Origin of the sequence: Alteromonas halophila (assembly GCF_014651815.1) — a bacterium.
In the GTDB taxonomy this organism is placed as follows: Bacteria; Pseudomonadota; Gammaproteobacteria; order Enterobacterales; family Alteromonadaceae; genus Alteromonas; species Alteromonas halophila.
Map to the genome: position 1 here is coordinate 251,922 of NZ_BMXP01000001.1, position 16,880 is coordinate 268,801.

The window sequence follows — 16,880 nt, forward strand, 5'->3', positions numbered from 1 at the left end:
CGGTCTGCACCTACAGGCTTTGGTTAGCCATAAGGCTGGGCAGTTAAGACTGACGTGATGACCTCTTGCTGGGTGTCGTCAAAGGCGTCCTGATAGGGCGCCGCTGGTGTTGTGTGGTCGAATGTGGGCATGATACTGCTCATGGCAATGTCGTGGAGTACCGGTACACTGATTGGCGCAGGTTGCCCGGCTATCGTCGTTCCCGGCTGGTTGTCACACAGTGCCCACAACTGACGGTTCACCGCACCAGGCATGCCCCACTTCAATAACATCAGTGATGACGTACCGTACAAACATATGCCCACCTCGTCGCGGATCCTTTGCCGGAACTCAGCGAAGTGACGACTTTCGTGCCAGAGCCGAAGTACCCGTTCACTGTACACACACTCTTTGTGAAAAAGCAGGAGCAGCGAGAGCAGACCAAACAGTAGCAATGCCTGTTGACTGTCGGTACGGAGTTTCGTTGCCAGTCTTTCGGACAGCAGCATGCCGTCAATTAACTGCTCTATATCAGGAAACAGGCTTTGCGCTGACAGCTGCTGCTGCGCCGCAAACAGCACCGCAAAGTGTTTTATGTTGGTCAGGCCAAGGTTGCGGCTGAGCGCCTCCTCAAGGCTCGACGGTATTTTGCCATAAATCGCCCGGCTGGCTCTGGCGAGAATGTGCGCCTGAAAAATCGGATCCCGTTCGATGATCGTCACGACATCCTGTAGCCGCATTGTCTTGTCATCCAGTGACAACAGAGACTGCACCGTTTTTGGCAACGGTGGCATGGATGTCACAACATCATCCAGTTGCTGGTTGCCGCGCTGGAACCGCAGTCTGCTACCCAGAAGCCTGAGCTGGCCCGGGTTTATGCCTGTGTATTCTTTGTAACTGCGATCAAATGCCCGACGGTCGGAAAAGCCGAGCAGCTCTGAGACTGCCTGTGCACGGTTCCCAGCCAGCAGGTGACGGGTCGCCAGATCATGAATTGCCCCTTTGAGTAGCTGATTAAACGCAATACCTTCAGCTTTCAGCTGTTTGCGTAGTACTGCCTCACTGAGACCAAGATGTTGTGCGACGCCAGGGAGTCGCAATCGGGCAGGCTGACGGCTGGCATCAATCAGTGCGATAACTCTGGCCTGAGCCGAGTCGCTGCTGCCTGGCATCAGACTTTTCTCAATAGCATTCAGCAATGCCGGGTTTGCATAAAAAGACGGGACGTTAAGCCACGTCTTTGCAACAGATACCTCACACTGCCCGGACGATACCCTGGTAGTTGCACACAGTGGTCGTAACAGTGAACATGCAGCCGCAGGTAGCTGCGCCTGGATAAAATCGAAGCGCTGTCCGGCCTGATACCTGAAAAGCGCCAGCAGTATGTAGGCGTAACACCCATCATCCAGAGGATTCCCGGAGGCTTGCCAGCGCACGGTGATCTGCCCTGCGTGGTCAGCATGGGTCATCTGTGCGCCGGGCGGGTAGAAGTAGTCGGGGTACTGGCGCAGCAGAGTCAGTGAGGCCCCGATGTTGTCACTGCTCACCATCGCCACCATCAGATTTCCCATCCGGCTGACGTCAAGGTAATGATTGAGCAACTGGCCTGCGATATCCAGGGGTGTCTTCTGCAGCAATTCAATGAAGTAACGGTAGGTATTGTCCGGCGTGGATTCATCCTGCTTGCGCAGGTACGTCAGCGCCAGCTCATCCTGCGCTTCTGCCAGTTGCTTGTCTCGCCGCACTCCCAGCAACGCCCGCAGCATAGCCAGCCAAACATGTTGCTGTCGTTTCCCTGTCATCCGTTACACTCCTGTTAATGACGCATCGTGTATATCCAGCTTATGTTTATACGAAACTAATAGATTTAAGCACACCATTAAAGGGGGAGTATCATGAGAAATTAACCCGGAAGTAGCGCAAAGTGTCATGGTATCTGTCAGGCTGGGCATTTAAGCTATTGGTTGTCTGTTCGGCTCTTTTGGGTGAACCGCCAATCCTTACCCGACTTCCGGAGCCGGACAGCACCCAACCAAGGAATAACGATGACACCACGTCTGTGTGCGTACAGGCTGGTTCGCATTTTCCTTAAGGTCGTTCTCGTCCTGACTGCGGAAAACGTCCATCCTGTCAACCGGACGTTTTCTTTTTGCAGACCGACGCTTACCGTTTCGCCATGCCGCTTCAGTCAGCCTGAAATACAACAGACCGCAAGATAACCGCATTCAGAACTTGACGGAGCACACCGTCCTGTTACACTCGCTGCGCTGTTGGCCTTGCGCCAGCGCACCAAGGGGTGCCGTAAACGGCTGAGATCCACATGATGGGAACCCTTTTACCTGATCCGGATAATACCGGCGTAGGGATGGTTGACACAGCATAGCCTTATCACCTGCCGTAATACCGGGTCTTTTCTTCTTATCAGAAAAAGAGATCCTCATGTTTCATAAATTAATATCTGTTTCTTTTTGTGCGGCGTCTGTTGCCTCTGCACTATACACGCCACTGACGTATGCGCAGCAGTCTGACAACACGACAGACGAGGTTGAACGGATTGTCGTCACGTCTGACTTCCGACAACGAACGCTGGACCAGCTAAGTGCCAGTGCCTCTATCATCAGCGCCACACGCTTAAGCTCCCGACAGGCCACCCACATTGACAGCGTGCTGGCTGCGGCGCCCAACGTAAATTTTGCCAGCGGTGCATCACGCGGTCGGTTTATTCAAATACGCGGCATTGGTGAGCGCAGTCAGTTTTCTGAGCCGGTTAACCCATCGGTGAGCTTTCTGGTGGATGCGTTTGATTTCTCAGGGCTGGCGGCCGCCGGTCTGCTGTTTGACACGCGCCAGATGGAGGTTTTTCGGGGACCTCAGGCTACGTTGTTTGGCACCGGTGCGCTGGCGGGGGCGATTAAGCTCAACAGCTATGCACCAGGTCAGGATGGACCGGATTACATTGAAGGGCGGGTGGCGACGCAGAACAGCTACCGGCTCGAAGGGGCAGTGGGTGGTGCCATGAGTGATGACTGGGATTACCGCGTGGCAGCCATGCATAATCGCAGCGATGGTTTTGTCACCAACACGTTTTTAAACCGGGATGACACCGACAACATTGATGAATCAGCCGCCAAAATTGCCATCGCAGGTGCGCTGGATGCGCGCACCCGCATGGAAGTGAACTACCGTTTTTATGATATCGACAACGGCTACGATGCATTTTCGCTGGAAAACACCTACAACACCCGCTCTGATGAACCCGGCTATGATCAGCATCAGACCCATGCAGTCAGTCTAAAAACAGTTACCACCACGCAAGGCGGCGATCTGACAGTGATCGCTACCCATGCCTCGCATAATATTGCGTACGGCTATGATGAAGACTGGACGTATACCGGATTTCATCCTGATGGTTACAGTTCGTTTGATGCCTACTTTCGCGACATTGATACACAAACCGCCGAAATCCGCTTTAACAGTAATGACAGTGCGGCGTTATTTAACGGCAGAACCAGCTGGCTGGTGGGCGCACTTTACAAAACCAGTGAAGAAGCACTGCAACGCCAGTATACCTACGCGGCACAAGACTTTGCCAGTACCTATGAGCCAGATACTTCAGCCGCCTATCTGCAAACCGATACGCGCCTGACCGATGACCTGAGCCTGGTGCTGGGAATACGAGCCGAAAACTACGCGTTTGATTATACAGACAATGCCGGGCTGCAACGTAAGCATGATACCAATATGTTTGGCGGTAAGGCAGCGCTGCAGTATCAGCTTGGCCGCCATTTCTGGTACGCAAGCGTGTCGCGGGGCTATAAAGGGGCAGGGTTTAATCCGGATGAGCGGGTCAGTGAACAGAGCCGCTTTTTTGACGAAGAATACAACTGGAACTATGAGTTGGGTGTGAAAGGACCCCTTACTGATACGCTCACCCTGCGGGCCGCAGTGTTTTACATGGACAGAACCGATACTCAGGTCAGCGACTATGACGTGTTACTCAGGGACAACGGCAGCGCAGAATTTATCGATATCATTGACAATGCCGACCGCGGCACAAATCAGGGCGCGGAAGTGGAGTTCAGCTGGCAATTGCTTGATAACTGGTCAGTGAAGGGCAGCGCCGGCTACCTGGATGCGACGTTTGAAGGCTACACTGCTGCCGATGGCACAGTGGTGGATGAGCAGCGTCAGGCACAGGCTCCGGAGTTTACCGGCAACCTGTTCAGTGAAGTGCTACTGCATCAAAACTGGCTGTGGCGACTGACCATCGATTACAAAGACGAGTACCGCTTTTCTGACGGTCATGATGAGACGTCGCCAGCAACAACGCTGGTCAATACGGAAGTGGTATGGATGCAACAGGACTGGCAAACCACCTTGTGGGTGAACAATGCCTTCGATAAAGAATACTACGTTCGTGGTTTTGGTGGCTTTAATAACGATCCTCGGGAGGGCTACTTTCCCAGTGAACCCTATTATCAGTTGGGTGATGGACGACAAGTCGGCGTCACGGTCAGGTATGAATTTTAGGAGAGTAACATGCAGGTAATGGTAGAGTTATCCTTATATCCGTTGGCAGAAAACTATTTGACACCCATAAAGTCTTTTATCGAGCGCCTTAACCGGTACGAGGGACTTCAGGTGAATACATCAGCCACCAGTACCCAGGTTGCCGGTGATTATCGCCAGGTAATGGACGTACTGGGTAAAGAAATGCAGCGCACCCATGAGGAAGTGGGGCAAGCCGTTTTTGTCGCTAAATTCCTGAACTTTGACAAAATGCAGGGCAATAGCGGGGAATGAACGAGGTTATTTCCACCTTCCTGAGCCAGATTGCGGCAACCTCTCCGGCAGAGTGGGTGGCGGTGATCCTGGCAGTCGGTTACGTGTTTCTCGCCGCCAGGGAAAATCCCTGGTGCTGGGCCTGCGCATTGCTAAGTACGGCAATCTACACCTGGTTGTTCTGGCAGGTTAGCCTGCCGTTTCAGTCTGCGCTGAATTTGTTCTATATGGTCATGGCTGTCTATGGCTATTATAAATGGCACGGCGGCATTCGGACGCAGTCTGAACTTGCAATTCGCAGTCTTCACTGGTGGCATCATCTGATCCTGGTGCCTTGTGTCAGCGGCGTTGCGTATGTGCTGGCAACACTTGCCGCGTCGCAATTCAGTAATACGTATTTATACCTGGATGCCAGTATTCATTTGTTCAGTGTTGTGACAACATTCATGGTGGCGCACAAATATTTGCAAAACTGGGTATACTGGTTTTTTATCAATATGGCCTCTGCATATTTGTACTGGCAGTCAGAACTGGTGTTATCAGCCTGTTTGTTTGCCGGGTACGTCGGCTTTTCGGTTTATGGGTATGTGCGGTGGCGAAGGCAGTGGAATAAAGGTGATGGATCAGCACTCAGTAATAGAACAACTCAGGGAAACGCTCAGCCTGTCGAATAAGGCGCAGGTTGAAACTCGGGCGTCGGGTGATGTGAACCGCGTTTTCAGGATCACGGACAAATCCCGCGCTTACGCAGTGAAATGGGTCGGTGATGATACGTTCACAGGCATCGACCGGTTTCATCAGTATGTGTTGCAGGGACAGCTGGCGCAGCGCGGTCTGGCACCCGAGCCAGTCTGGCTAAGCGACGACGAAAGGTTGTGGGTCGAAAACTGGGTGGAAACTGGCCGCCAGGCGCTTACTACCGACAGAACAGAGATACTGGCCCGGGTACTGGCCGATATTCACAGTCAGCCAATTACCGCGCGACCACTGGCACTGTCGGGGCGCTGGGATCATTATATTCAGGCCGCTGATTTGCTTGGCAACGAAGCGGTAATGACGCGTTGTCAGGCGCTTCGCCCGCTATTGCTGGCGTCTGAGCAAAACGTCGATGATCTGGTGCTATGCCATAACGATTTGTCCTACGGTCATATCGTTGATCAGAAAGCACATGTGGTAGTGGACTGGGAATATTCAGCCATGGGAAACCGCTATTTCGATATTGCCAGTTGTGCCATGATTAATGACTTGTCAGACTTGCAGTGCCAGCGACTGTGTCAGCACTACGCGCAGCAAACCGGCATTGATGTGCAGACAGTAGCGACGCAGGTGGAACAGCAGTGGGATGTGGTCGCGTTTACAAACCGGTTGTGGCAGGCGGCGCTGGATGCCACTACCACGCTAACGGGCACGCATTAACCTGCTGTCAGTGGTCGCAAATTGTACGAATTGGTGTAAAGCTGAGCGATAAATCTTCTTCGCGCATAAAATGCTTTACCTTTGTTTAGGCATACGTATAATGCTCGGCGCACTAGGGGTGTAGTTCGAATTGGTAGAACAGCGGTCTCCAAAACCGATGGTTGGGGGTTCGAGTCCCTCCACCCCTGCCATTCCCTCTCTGTTTCCTTTACACTGTCTGATTAATGCAGCAAGTGCTAATAACAGGATCCATGTCGTGGTAACGCGTTTTCAACAAGCCGTCTTACAGGAAATGGGGATCCCGCTCTGGGTGCCCCAGGATGAAGTGAAGCCGGACGACACAGCTATTGCCGCCCCGCGTACGCAAGCATCGGTGCCGTCGCAGCAGGCCACCAGCCAACCGGCGACGCGCTCAGATAACAGCTCCGGTCATTTAGCCGCAATCCGTCAGTCGCTTGCTGATAAAAAGCCTGATAATAAAACCGATAAAAAACCAGCGACATCCACAACCACAGACGCACCGGCAGCAAAGCTGCAGGCCCTGTCTGAACAGGCTCAGAGCTCAGCATTTATGAACGATGTGCGCACTGCGTTTGCGCAAACAGGCCGTGCAATGCCCGCTAAAGTGTTGGTCGGGGAGACGTTAGGCCTGACCCCTGATGCACTGACGCTGCCGGGGGAGCCTGGCAAGCTGGATGCTGCTGACAAACGCCGTTTATGGGCGCTGATTGTCGAAGGTCATACCGCGTGACACAGACGGTGCAGTTACTGTCGCAGAACAATGTTCAGGCGGCGTATGCGTTACATTGCGAAGTACAGCCTAACCCCTGGTCTGTGACCACCTTTGAGGATTGTCTGACTGCCCCTTATTATGCGTTGGAAGTCACCTCGGACAATCAGTTTGCAGGCTATGCGCTGGTGCTTGAGGTGGTGGATGAAGCCACGCTGATGGATATCGCCATTGCGCCAGCCGCGCGCCGACAGGGATTGGGACAGACGCTGCTTGACGGCGTCATTGCTGCCTGTCACTCGCATCACATGCAGAGCCTGTGGTTAGAAGTGCGTGCCGGCAATCTGCCTGCCCTCGCACTTTATCAACGGGCCGGCTTCACGCAAATTGAAACCCGTAAAGGGTATTACCCGACTGAGGACGGACGTGAGGATGCCAGTATCATGTGTCTGTCGCTTAGCCAGACAGGTACGCGGTAAACCAAGGGACGGTGTGAATAGGCCTCGAAGGACAATAGACGTATTCGCATCTCCCCAAGTGCATTTGCCCGTGTATTGCGTATTACAGGCATTCAAATTTAACCGGTAAGCGGGTACAATTCGCGCCCTTAACTCATTCTGGACCGAAGACGCTGCATGTCACTACCACAGGAAATCGCCAAACGGCGTACATTCGCCATCATCTCGCACCCGGACGCCGGTAAAACGACGATCACCGAGAAGGTGCTGTTGTTCGGTCGTGCCTTGCAGACCGCAGGTACTGTCAAGGGGAAAAAGTCCGGCCAGCACGCCAAGTCTGACTGGATGGAAATGGAGAAGGAACGGGGGATCTCGGTGACCACCTCCGTCATGCAGTTTCCGTATCAGGAACACCTGGTAAACCTGCTTGATACCCCGGGCCACGAAGACTTCTCGGAAGATACGTACCGGACACTGACGGCTGTGGACTCGTGCGTCATGGTGATTGATGCGGCCAAAGGGGTCGAGGCGCGAACCCGTAAACTGATGGACGTCACGCGTCTGCGCGATACCCCCATTCTGACCTTTATGAATAAGCTGGATCGCGATATTCGCGACCCCATGGAGCTGCTGGACGAGGTCGAGACCGAGCTGGACATTCTGTGTGCGCCAGTCACCTGGCCGATTGGCAGCGGCAAAAATTTCAAAGGTGTGTATCACATTCACCGCGATGAAACTATTCTCTATCAGAGTGGTCAGGGCCATACTATCCAGGATGTGCGCATCGTCAAAGGACTGGATAACCCCGAGCTGGATAAGGCCGTTGGTGAAGCCTATGCCAGTGAACTGCGCGATGAACTGGAACTGGTCATGGGCGCCTCTAATGAGTTTGATAAAGAACTGTTTTTAACCGGTCAGCTGACCCCGGTATTTTTCGGTACTGCACTGGGGAACTTTGGTGTCGACCATATGCTGGATGGGCTGGTAGACTGGGCGCCGCAGCCGCAGGGCCGCGAAACCGAAGACGGACGCATCGAGGCGGATAATGACGGCTTTAGTGGCTTTGTATTTAAAATTCAGGCCAATATGGATCCCCGTCACCGTGACCGTATCGCATTTTGTCGTATTGTGTCCGGCAAGTACGAAAAAGGCATGAAAATGCATCATGCGCGGATAGGTAAGGATATCCGTATTTCTGATGCACTGACCTTTCTGGCCGGCGACCGGGAATTACTTGAAGAAGCCTATGCAGGGGATATTATCGGCCTTCATAACCACGGTACCATCCGTATTGGCGATACCTTTACCTCAGGGCAGGGCTCGCGCTTTACCGGCATTCCTAACTTCGCGCCGGAACTGTTCAAACGTATTCGTCTGCGCGATCCGCTCAAGCAAAAGCAATTACTGAAAGGCCTGATCCAGCTTTCTGAAGAAGGGGCCGTGCAGGTATTCAGACCGCTTGCTAATAATGACCTGATTGTTGGCGCGGTAGGTGTACTGCAGTTTGACGTGGTCGTAGCCCGGCTGAAGGCTGAGTATAATGTGGATGCCCTGTATGAGCACATTAACGTGAATACCGCCCGCTGGGTATACAGTGACGATGAACGCAAGCTGGATGAGTTCCGCCGCAAAGCTGAGGTCAACCTGGCGCTGGATGGCGGTGATAACCTGACGTACATTGCACCGACCGCTGTCAATCTGCAACTGGCGCAGGAACGGTATCCGGATATTCAATTTACGCATACACGCGAACACTAGGCATACAACGCTATGAACATACATGCATTACTGGTCAGCCGTTTTAGCGAAGCGCTGACGGAAATGGGCATTGAAGACGCACCGATACCGGTATCCCGCAGTGCCCGCCCCGAGTTTGGTGAATACCAGTTTAACGGCGCCATGGCGCTGGCTAAAAAGCTGAAGCAAAAGCCCCGCGATATTGCCGACAACATCGTGAATACTGTGAAGCTCAGCGATATCGCGGACAAGCTGGAGGTCGCCGGTCCGGGCTTTATTAACGTCCACCTGTCTGATGCCTGGCTGGCCAATCAGTGCGAACTGGCATTGCATGATCCGCGTTTAGGTGTCGCTAAAGCACCGCAGAAGACGGTGGTAGTTGATTACTCGTCGCCCAACCTGGCCAAAGAAATGCACGTGGGCCACCTGCGGACCACGATCATTGGCGACGCTGTGGTCAAAGTTCTCGAATTCCTGGGGCACAAGGTTATTCGTCAGAATCACATGGGCGACTGGGGAACGCAGTTCGGCATGCTGCTGGCGCATTTATCTGACAAACTTGAGCATGAAATGGCTGAAACGGCCCTGTCAGATCTGGAAGACTTCTACCGTGAAGCCAAGATCCGCTTTGACGAAGAAGAGAGCTTCGCTGATCGCGCCCGTGAATATGTGGTGCGCCTGCAAAGTGGTGATAAGCAATGTCTGGCGCTGTGGGAAAAATTCATTGATATCTCTATTACTCACAGCGAAGAAGTGTACGACAAACTCAACGTCAGCCTGACCCGTGACGATATTATGGGCGAGTCGGCGTATAATCATGATCTGGCCAACGTGGTGGCGGACTTAAAAGACAAAGGCATTGCTGAAGAAGATCAGGGCGCGCAGGTGGTGTTTATTCCTGAGCTGGCCGATAAAGAAGGCAATCCGGCGGTCTATATCGTGCAAAAATCAGGCGGCGGCTATTTGTATGCGACGACTGATCTGGCGGCCATGCGTTATCGCAGCCAGACACTGGACGCGGACCGCACTCTGATCCTGACCGATGCCCGTCAGGCGCTGCATTTCAAGCAAACCGAAATTGTCGGTCGTAAAGCTGGCTTTATGCAGGACACCCAAACCTATGAGCATTGCCCGTTTGGCATGATGCTCGGCAGTGACGGCAAGCCGTTTAAAACCCGCAGTGGCGGAACCGTCAAGCTGGTAGAGCTGCTTGATGAAGCGGTAGAACGGGCCAGATCACTGCTTGCAGAGCGTGACACGGATCTCAGTGCCGAAGAACTTGATGACGTGGCCCGCATTGTCGGTATTGGCGCGGTAAAGTACGCTGACCTGAATAAAAACCGGACCACCGATTATATGTTCAGCTGGGACAGTATGCTCAGCTTTGAGGGCAATACCGCCCCCTATCTGCAATATGCCTACACCCGCGTGCGCAGTCTGTTCAGAAAGTCTGGCATGGGGCTGGACAATCTGCCCTGCGATATCACCCTGACTGAAAAACAGGAGCATGCACTGGCTGTGCAGCTGATGCAGTTTGAAGAGGTGGTTGGGACGGTGTCACGCGATGCCACACCGCACGTACTCTGTACTTACCTGTATGATGTTGCCAGCGCGTTTATGACGTTTTATGAGGCCTGTCCCATTCTTAAACCGGGCACCAAAGATGCGGTCAAACACAGCCGGCTGGCGTTGTCAGCACTGGTCTCACGCACCCTTAAACAGGGGCTGACGCTGCTGGGTATTGAAACCCTGGAGAAGATGTAGCAAGGTTACAAGTCTGTAATACGCGAAAAGGCAGTGAGCAATTCACTGCCTTTTTCGTATCCCCTACAAGTAATGAAGACGCGCACGGTGCTTGCGTCGAACAGGTAAAAATACAAACCAGAAGGAATACATGATGACGAAGCTGCTGGCATTTGCAGGAAGTACCCGGAATGGGTCGTTTAACCAGGCGATTCTGGATGTCGCTGTCGAGGGCGCACGGGAAGCGGGTGCTGAAGTGACGCTTATCAGCCTGGCTGATTTTGAGATGCCCATCTTCAATGAAGACGATGAAAGCGAGCATGGGATCCATGCCAATGCCAAAGCCTTCAAAGAATTACTGAAATCCCATGACGGCTTTCTGATTGCCACGCCGGAGTACAACTCCAGTTACCCTGCGCTGCTAAAGAATGCCATCGACTGGGCCTCGCGCATGGAAGAAGGGGAGAAGCCCCTCGAAGCCTACAAAGGTAAAGTGGCCGGTATCATGGCCGCCTCTCCGGGTGGTCTGGGTGGTATGCGGGCACTGGCGGCGCTGCGTCTGCTGCTGGAGAATATCGGCACTATGGTGCTGCCTAATCAGCGCTCGGTTGCCAAAGCCGGTGACCTGGTAGACGACAGCGGCAAGCTTACCGATGAGAAAACGACTCGGTTCCTGAAAAACTTAGGGCGTGATACGGCGCACCTGGCGCAGAAAGTGTCGGGTAACTAAGCATTTCCGTTTTCCCGGTCAGTGCGCTGTCACTGACCGGTCCTTTCCTAAGGAAAATGCGAATAAGTCTACCGCCGCTCAGGCTTACAGCCAGGAGCCTGGTCAAGGCGGTCTTTTGCAGGCCTAACGGGTTAAGTCAAAAAAAAGGCCAACGCAGAGCAGGTGCTTGGCTGTAAGCCCCGAAGGGCGAGCCCTGAAGTACGTATTCGCTGCGTCAGCTTTCTTACCAAGGGATTAGCCATTGCTTGCGAAACCTGCCTTGCGACTACGCACTTCAGGACTCGCTGAGTGATGATAGACTTGTTCGCATCTTCCCTAACAATTATCGCCTTGCGGCTATCAAACTTTACTCAAATTCGGTAACATCCGCGGTCTTATCCAATTAACACCAAAGCGGACTATGTTTGAAGTAAATCCTGTAAAACAGTCAATTGAGGACATCCGCGAGCGCACCGAAGCGCTCAGGGGGTATCTTTGACTTTGATACAAAGTCAGAGCGATTAGAAGAAGTTAACCGGGAAATGGAAGATCCCGACGTCTGGAACGATCCGGACAAAGCGCAGGCACTGGGCAAAGAAAAAGTCGCGCTGGAACAGATTGTCGATACCATCAACAATCTGGATCAGGGGGTGGACGATGTTGAAGGGTTACTCGAGCTGGCGATAGAAGCCGAAGATGAAGAGACCTTCAACGAAACGAAAGACGAGATTAACGACCTGATTAAGCAGCTGGAAAAGCTGGAGTTCAGACGCATGTTCTCTGGTCCCAACGATGCCAGTTTCTGCTATGTGGATATTCAGGCAGGCTCCGGTGGTACCGAGGCGCAGGACTGGGCCAATATGCTGCTGAGAATGTACCTGCGCTGGGGCGAGGCACATGGCTTCAAAACTGAATTGATCGAAGTCTCCGACGGCGATGTGGCAGGCATAAAAAGTGCGACGCTGCGCGTTGAGGGCGAGTATGCGTTTGGCTGGCTGCGCACCGAAACCGGCGTTCACCGGCTGGTACGTAAGTCGCCGTTTGACTCGGGTAACCGTCGGCATACGTCGTTTTCTTCTGCCTTTGTGTATCCGGAAGTGGATGATGACATAGATATTGACATCAACCCTGCTGATCTGCGCATTGACACTTACCGGGCGTCAGGTGCCGGTGGTCAGCACGTTAACCGGACCGATTCGGCGGTACGAATCACCCATGAGCCGACCGGTATCGTGGTGCAGTGTCAGAATGATCGCTCGCAGCATAAGAACAAAGATCAGGCCATGAAACAGTTGAAGGCCAAATTGTTTGAGCTGGAACTGCAAAAGCAGAATGAAGAGAAGCAGGCCCTGGAAGATAACAAATCAGATATTGGCTGGGGCAGTCAGATCCGCTCTTATGTGCTGGATGATTCGCGTATCAAGGATTTGCGAACCGGTGTGGAAACACGCAATACCCAGGCGGTGCTGGATGGCGATCTGGACAGGTTTATTGAAGCCAGTCTGAAATCCGGGCTGTAATTCGAACAACGTTTTAAGTGAACAGGTTATGACAGACCAACAAACTGACGAAAATAAATTAATTGCCGAGCGCCGGGCTAAACTGAGCGCAATTCGTGAGCAGTGCCGCGCCAACGGCTTCCCGAATAGTTTCCGCCGTGAAAACTATGCGCAGGAATTGCAGGTGAGTTTTGGCGAGAAAGACAAAGAGGTGCTTGAGAGCGAGGCAACGCAGGTGAGTATTGCCGGACGGGTGATGGCCAAACGTGGTCCGTTTTTGTTGCTGCAGGACATGACTGGCCGTATTCAGGCCTATGCCAGCAAAGATACGCAAAAAGAAATTAAAGCGAAGTATGGCGCTCTGGATATTGGCGATATCATCGGCGTCGCCGGTATGCTGACGAAATCAGGCAAGGGCGATTTGTATGTGCACATGGAGCGCTATGAGCTGCTGACTAAAGCACTGCGTCCGTTACCGGAAAAATTCCATGGTTTATCCGATCAGGAAACCAAATACCGTCAGCGCTATGTCGATCTCATCACCAGTGAGCAGACCCGTAAGAACTTCCGCATCCGCAGTCAGATTATTAACGGCATTCGCCAGTATCTGACCGAGCGCGACTATATGGAAGTGGAAACGCCGATGCTGCAGGTGATCCCGGGCGGCGCCACAGCCAAGCCCTTTGTCACTCACCACAATGCGATGGACATTGACATGTACCTGCGTATTGCCCCGGAGCTGTATCTGAAGCGTCTGGTAGTCGGCGGTTTTGAGCGGGTATTTGAAATTAACCGCAACTTCCGCAACGAGGGGCTTTCAACACGCCACAACCCGGAATTTACCATGCTGGAATTCTATCAGGCCTACGCTGATTACGAAGATCTCATGGATTTAACCGAGGATATGCTGCGCACTCTGGCTGAGAATATCTTAGGTACCACGACACTGACTGCCAGTGAGCGTGATGAAGATGGCCAGGTGCTTAGTGAAACCCAGTATGACTTTGGTAAGCCTTTTGACCGCCTGAGTATGGGCGATGCGATCCTGAAGTACTGGCCACAGGCCAATGAAGCGGCGATTCGCGACCCCGAGGCGCACCTGGATGAGTTAAAAGCCATGGCCCGTGAGCTGCACGTTAAAGAGCCCGAGGTTGACGGGATTTGGGGCGCGGGCAAATACCTGTGCGAGATTTTCGAAGCCTGTGCCGAGGAAAAGCTAACACAGCCGACCTTTATCACAGAATACCCGTGGGAAGTGTCACCGCTGGCCCGTCGTAACGATGCGAACCCGTTCATCACAGATCGCTTTGAGTTTTTCGTGGGCGGGCGAGAGATTGCCAATGGCTTTAGCGAGCTCAATGATGCAGAAGATCAGGCCGAGCGGTTTGCCAAGCAGGTTGCAGAAAAAGATGCCGGTGACGATGAAGCCATGCATTTTGATGAGGATTACATCCGCGCACTGGAGTATGGTCTGCCCCCGACTGCCGGCGAAGGCATCGGCATTGACCGACTGGCGATGCTGTTTACTGACAGCAACACCATTAAAGATGTCATTTTGTTCCCGCACATGAAGCCACAGGCGAAAGAGCAGGAAAGCGAGTAAACCTTATCGCTGCTTAATCTGTTCAACTAAAAAGGCATGGCGCGACGCGTTGATGCCTTTTTTTCTGCCTGTTTCCACGATATAGCCATTAATGGCATCAATTTCCGTTTTGCGGCCCTGGTGATAGTCCTGATGCATGCTGGAATAGTTTTTTGCAGTATTCATTGCCACATTCAGTACGTCCTCCAGCAGTTCCGGTGTACTGAAAAATACATCACAGCTGGCGGCAACGGCTACGGTTTCTGCGCACAGCGCCTGTAGCTCTTCGCGGTAGCCCTTGTACAGCAGGTTTCCATTCACGACATTATGCAGGGCCGTGAGCGGATTAATGGCGGCATTGATTGCCAGTTTATGCCATAACGCGCGGTGCATATCATGCCGCCAGGTCACGGGGGGCAAAAATGTTGACAACGTATGCATCATGCGGCTATCCAGATCGGGCAGGGTGGCCTTGTCCAGCTTACCCAGCATGGTGTGTCCGACGCCGGTATGGATCACTGTTTCAGGGTCGGTCTTCAATGCGCCGTGACTGGTGGTTGCTACATACACAGGCTGCTTTGCCGGTAGTATGCGTCGGGCGGTTTCGTAGCCTCCCATGCCGTTATGCAATAACAGCACCGGCGTATCCTGGTGGAGGTAAGGCTGCCAGCTGCTAAGTGCGGACGCCAGCTGATAGGCTTTTAGCGGCAGAATAAGGCAGTCCTGCGGCGTCGTTGCTAACGGATGCGCGGTAAACGAGGTCAGGGTTACTGCGCCATTGCCCGCATGCACGTCAATTGACGACGATACCGGCGTACGCGGTACCATGGCATACCGGGCTTTGGCGCGACAGGCCCCGGCGGCTACCAGTGCGCCTATGGCGCCGCTCCCGGCGATGTAGACTGTGGTAAAACCGGGGGGAGTCATGATATGTCACCGGTACTACTCAGGCTTTTCACCCGCGGCCAGTGCAGCGTGTCAGGTGCGGGTAATTCGCTCAGCCAGTTGTGTACAGCCGGATGTGCAATTTGCTCACCACTGTCAGGTAAACAGCTCGCATGGACCGGCTTTCCCTGATAAGCGAACCCTAACTGCCAGGCATGCAGATATAGCCGGTCGCTTTGTTGCCCGCCGTAGCGACCATCGCCCATAATCGGACTGCCAATACTTTTCATGGCGACCCGGATCTGGTGTGTTTTGCCGGTATAGGGACGCACGATAACGCCGCGTATACCTTGTCCAATGCCATAGCTGAAAAATTGTGTGATGGCCGGGTTTTGTCTGGATTTGAGCAGCATATGCTGCCCCTGCCGCCGGTTTTTCATATCACCGATAATCGTGCCCTGCTTTTTAGCGGGGCGCGATGTAGTCAGAGCCAGGTAGTACTTCTGTATTTTTGTCTGCGCGAATAAGGCCCCCATTGTTGCGGCGGCCTCTGCCGTACGCGCAATGCACAAACAGCCTGATGTGCCGGTATCCAGCCGGTGACACAGATACCAGTCGCTTTCGCCAGTCTGCTGACGCAACAGACTAATGACACCCCTTTCATTGTCGTGCATGGGAATGCCTGACGGCTTATTGATAATGATAAAGTCGTCATGATCGACCAGACGAGTAAAGCGTGTGTTCATGGGGCGTCGGTTAGGATGGCGATGGCCTGTTGGTAGTCCAGTTCCTCGATCGCCGTTTGCAACCGCTGTTTTTCACCGGCGGGCAGTGTCAGTGATGTCAGGTACGTGTCCAACTGAGCGCCAGGGATAAACTCACTGGCATGTAATGCGGCCAGAAGTTCACTGTGCGCCGCGGGTTGCTCAGTCGCTGAAGGCGTTGCATCGACAGGGGACGTGAACTGGCTGATTTTCTGCAGCGTACGATCAAGAATAACGACAAAGCCTGCGTAGTCTTCGGGGAGCGACTGATTCCCCCGAATAGCCAGTTCAACCTGCTTACTGGCATGCTGGAGAGCCGTCAGCCCCAGATTCGCACTGACCCCTTTTAGCGTATGCAAAAGGGTAAAGGCGCTATCGTAAGCCTGCTGATCCATCATTTCCTGTAACCTATCGTTCAGGTCGCGATATTCGTCTGAAAACTTACCCAACAGTGTTATGTAGAGGTCACGGTTTCCGCTAAGCTGGGAAATACCGAAGTCCGTATCGATGAGAGGCGAAGTAGGTTCCATGGGGTACTCCCGTTCAAACAGTGCGTAGTCGCAGTGTAATGAGCGTAACACAATACCATTGACTTA

General features: G+C 53.2%; 15 protein-coding genes, 1 tRNA gene and 1 riboswitch. Of the genes, 12 read left to right on the forward strand and 4 right to left on the reverse strand.

The features are described from left to right. Positions 1-23: 23 nt before the first annotated feature. Entirely contained in the window at positions 24-1,781 is a 1,758-nt protein-coding gene (locus IE054_RS01200) for a helix-turn-helix domain-containing protein (protein ID WP_189403262.1), read from the reverse strand. A 480-nt stretch (positions 1,782-2,261) separates the two neighbouring features. Further along, a riboswitch (TPP riboswitch) is annotated at positions 2,262-2,362 on the forward strand. Positions 2,363-2,418: 56 nt separating this feature from the next. On the opposite strand from IE054_RS01200, the gene IE054_RS01205 reads away from it, so the two are divergent. From IE054_RS01205 to lysS, 12 genes are all read left to right on the forward strand, one after another. After that, positions 2,419-4,509 (forward strand): TonB-dependent receptor, encoded by a 2,091-nt coding sequence (locus IE054_RS01205; RefSeq protein WP_189403263.1) that lies wholly within the window; start codon positions 2,419-2,421, stop codon positions 4,507-4,509. 9 nt (positions 4,510-4,518) lie between these two features. Next, positions 4,519-4,782 (forward strand): YkoF family thiamine/hydroxymethylpyrimidine-binding protein, encoded by a 264-nt coding sequence (locus IE054_RS01210; protein WP_189403264.1) that lies wholly within the window; start codon positions 4,519-4,521, stop codon positions 4,780-4,782. Beyond that, a complete protein-coding gene (gene pnuC / locus IE054_RS01215; RefSeq protein WP_189403265.1) occupies positions 4,779-5,435 on the forward strand; it encodes a nicotinamide riboside transporter PnuC in 657 nt (218 codons plus the stop codon). Before IE054_RS01210 ends, pnuC begins: the two co-directional genes overlap by 4 nt. After that, positions 5,380-6,177 (forward strand): choline/ethanolamine kinase family protein, encoded by a 798-nt coding sequence (locus tag IE054_RS01220; protein ID WP_189403266.1) that lies wholly within the window; start codon positions 5,380-5,382, stop codon positions 6,175-6,177. The genes pnuC and IE054_RS01220 overlap by 56 nt, the downstream gene beginning before the upstream one ends. A gap of 114 nt (positions 6,178-6,291) precedes the next feature. Next, positions 6,292-6,368, forward strand: a tRNA-Trp gene (locus IE054_RS01225). A gap of 65 nt (positions 6,369-6,433) precedes the next feature. Beyond that, complete coding sequence (locus IE054_RS01230; protein ID WP_189403267.1) at positions 6,434-6,928, forward strand: hypothetical protein; 495 nt, start codon at positions 6,434-6,436, stop codon at positions 6,926-6,928. Beyond that, complete coding sequence (gene rimI, locus IE054_RS01235; protein ID WP_229804961.1) at positions 6,925-7,386, forward strand: ribosomal protein S18-alanine N-acetyltransferase; 462 nt, start codon at positions 6,925-6,927, stop codon at positions 7,384-7,386. Before IE054_RS01230 ends, rimI begins: the two co-directional genes overlap by 4 nt. Before the next feature lie 156 nt (positions 7,387-7,542). Then, a complete protein-coding gene (gene prfC, locus IE054_RS01240; RefSeq protein ID WP_189403269.1) occupies positions 7,543-9,123 on the forward strand; it encodes a peptide chain release factor 3 in 1,581 nt (526 codons plus the stop codon). 12 nt (positions 9,124-9,135) lie between these two features. Further along, positions 9,136-10,866 carry an arginine--tRNA ligase gene (gene argS / locus IE054_RS01245; RefSeq protein ID WP_189403270.1) on the forward strand — a complete coding sequence of 577 codons (1,731 nt, stop codon included), beginning with the start codon at positions 9,136-9,138 and terminating at the stop codon, positions 10,864-10,866. A gap of 133 nt (positions 10,867-10,999) precedes the next feature. Then, complete coding sequence (locus IE054_RS01250; protein WP_189403770.1) at positions 11,000-11,575, forward strand: NADPH-dependent FMN reductase; 576 nt, start codon at positions 11,000-11,002, stop codon at positions 11,573-11,575. Between the two features lie 400 nt (positions 11,576-11,975). Beyond that, positions 11,976-13,074, forward strand: a protein-coding gene (prfB, locus tag IE054_RS01255; protein WP_189403271.1) for a peptide chain release factor 2 whose coding sequence is annotated in 2 segments (ribosomal slippage) — positions 11,976-12,050 and positions 12,052-13,074 — 1,098 coding nt in all. Because the reading frame shifts where the segments join, the coding sequence is not laid out codon by codon here. A 28-nt stretch (positions 13,075-13,102) separates the two neighbouring features. Further along, positions 13,103-14,656, forward strand: a complete 1,554-nt coding sequence (gene lysS / locus IE054_RS01260; RefSeq protein ID WP_189403272.1) for a lysine--tRNA ligase — start codon at positions 13,103-13,105, stop codon at positions 14,654-14,656. 3 nt (positions 14,657-14,659) lie between these two features. On the opposite strand, the gene IE054_RS01265 is transcribed toward lysS, so the two are convergent. From IE054_RS01265 to IE054_RS01275, 3 genes are read right to left on the reverse strand one after another with little or no spacing between them, the layout of a single operon-like run. Beyond that, positions 14,660-15,562: a ketopantoate reductase family protein gene (locus IE054_RS01265; RefSeq protein WP_189403273.1), complete on the reverse strand. Its 903-nt coding sequence runs from the start codon at positions 15,560-15,562 to the stop codon at positions 14,660-14,662. After that, entirely contained in the window at positions 15,559-16,266 is a 708-nt protein-coding gene (locus tag IE054_RS01270) for a TIGR01621 family pseudouridine synthase (RefSeq protein ID WP_189403274.1), read from the reverse strand. Before IE054_RS01270 ends, IE054_RS01265 begins: the two co-directional genes overlap by 4 nt. Continuing rightward, the gene (locus IE054_RS01275; protein ID WP_189403275.1) at positions 16,263-16,814 is read right to left on the reverse strand and encodes an Hpt domain-containing protein; all 552 of its coding nucleotides are present in this window, start codon (positions 16,812-16,814) and stop codon (positions 16,263-16,265) included. The genes IE054_RS01270 and IE054_RS01275 overlap by 4 nt, the downstream gene beginning before the upstream one ends. Between the last annotated feature and the right edge of the window lie 66 nt (positions 16,815-16,880).

What these genes read in the sequence shown, in the direction of transcription:
- IE054_RS01200 (WP_189403262.1), bottom strand. Translation starts at nt 1,781, where the DNA reads ATGACAGGGAAACGACAGCAACATGTTTGGCTGGCTATGCTGCGGGCG.
- IE054_RS01265 (WP_189403273.1), bottom strand. Translation starts at nt 15,562, where the DNA reads ATGACTCCCCCCGGTTTTACCACAGTCTACATCGCCGGGAGCGGCGCC.
- argS (WP_189403270.1), top strand. Translation starts at nt 9,136, where the DNA reads ATGAACATACATGCATTACTGGTCAGCCGTTTTAGCGAAGCGCTGACG.
- IE054_RS01210 (WP_189403264.1), top strand. Translation starts at nt 4,519, where the DNA reads ATGCAGGTAATGGTAGAGTTATCCTTATATCCGTTGGCAGAAAACTAT.
- lysS (WP_189403272.1), top strand. Translation starts at nt 13,103, where the DNA reads ATGACAGACCAACAAACTGACGAAAATAAATTAATTGCCGAGCGCCGG.
- IE054_RS01270 (WP_189403274.1), bottom strand. Translation starts at nt 16,266, where the DNA reads ATGAACACACGCTTTACTCGTCTGGTCGATCATGACGACTTTATCATT.
- IE054_RS01220 (WP_189403266.1), top strand. Translation starts at nt 5,380, where the DNA reads ATGGATCAGCACTCAGTAATAGAACAACTCAGGGAAACGCTCAGCCTG.
- IE054_RS01275 (WP_189403275.1), bottom strand. Translation starts at nt 16,814, where the DNA reads ATGGAACCTACTTCGCCTCTCATCGATACGGACTTCGGTATTTCCCAG.
- IE054_RS01250 (WP_189403770.1), top strand. Translation starts at nt 11,000, where the DNA reads ATGACGAAGCTGCTGGCATTTGCAGGAAGTACCCGGAATGGGTCGTTT.
- IE054_RS01205 (WP_189403263.1), top strand. Translation starts at nt 2,419, where the DNA reads ATGTTTCATAAATTAATATCTGTTTCTTTTTGTGCGGCGTCTGTTGCC.
- pnuC (WP_189403265.1), top strand. Translation starts at nt 4,779, where the DNA reads ATGAACGAGGTTATTTCCACCTTCCTGAGCCAGATTGCGGCAACCTCT.
- prfC (WP_189403269.1), top strand. Translation starts at nt 7,543, where the DNA reads ATGTCACTACCACAGGAAATCGCCAAACGGCGTACATTCGCCATCATC.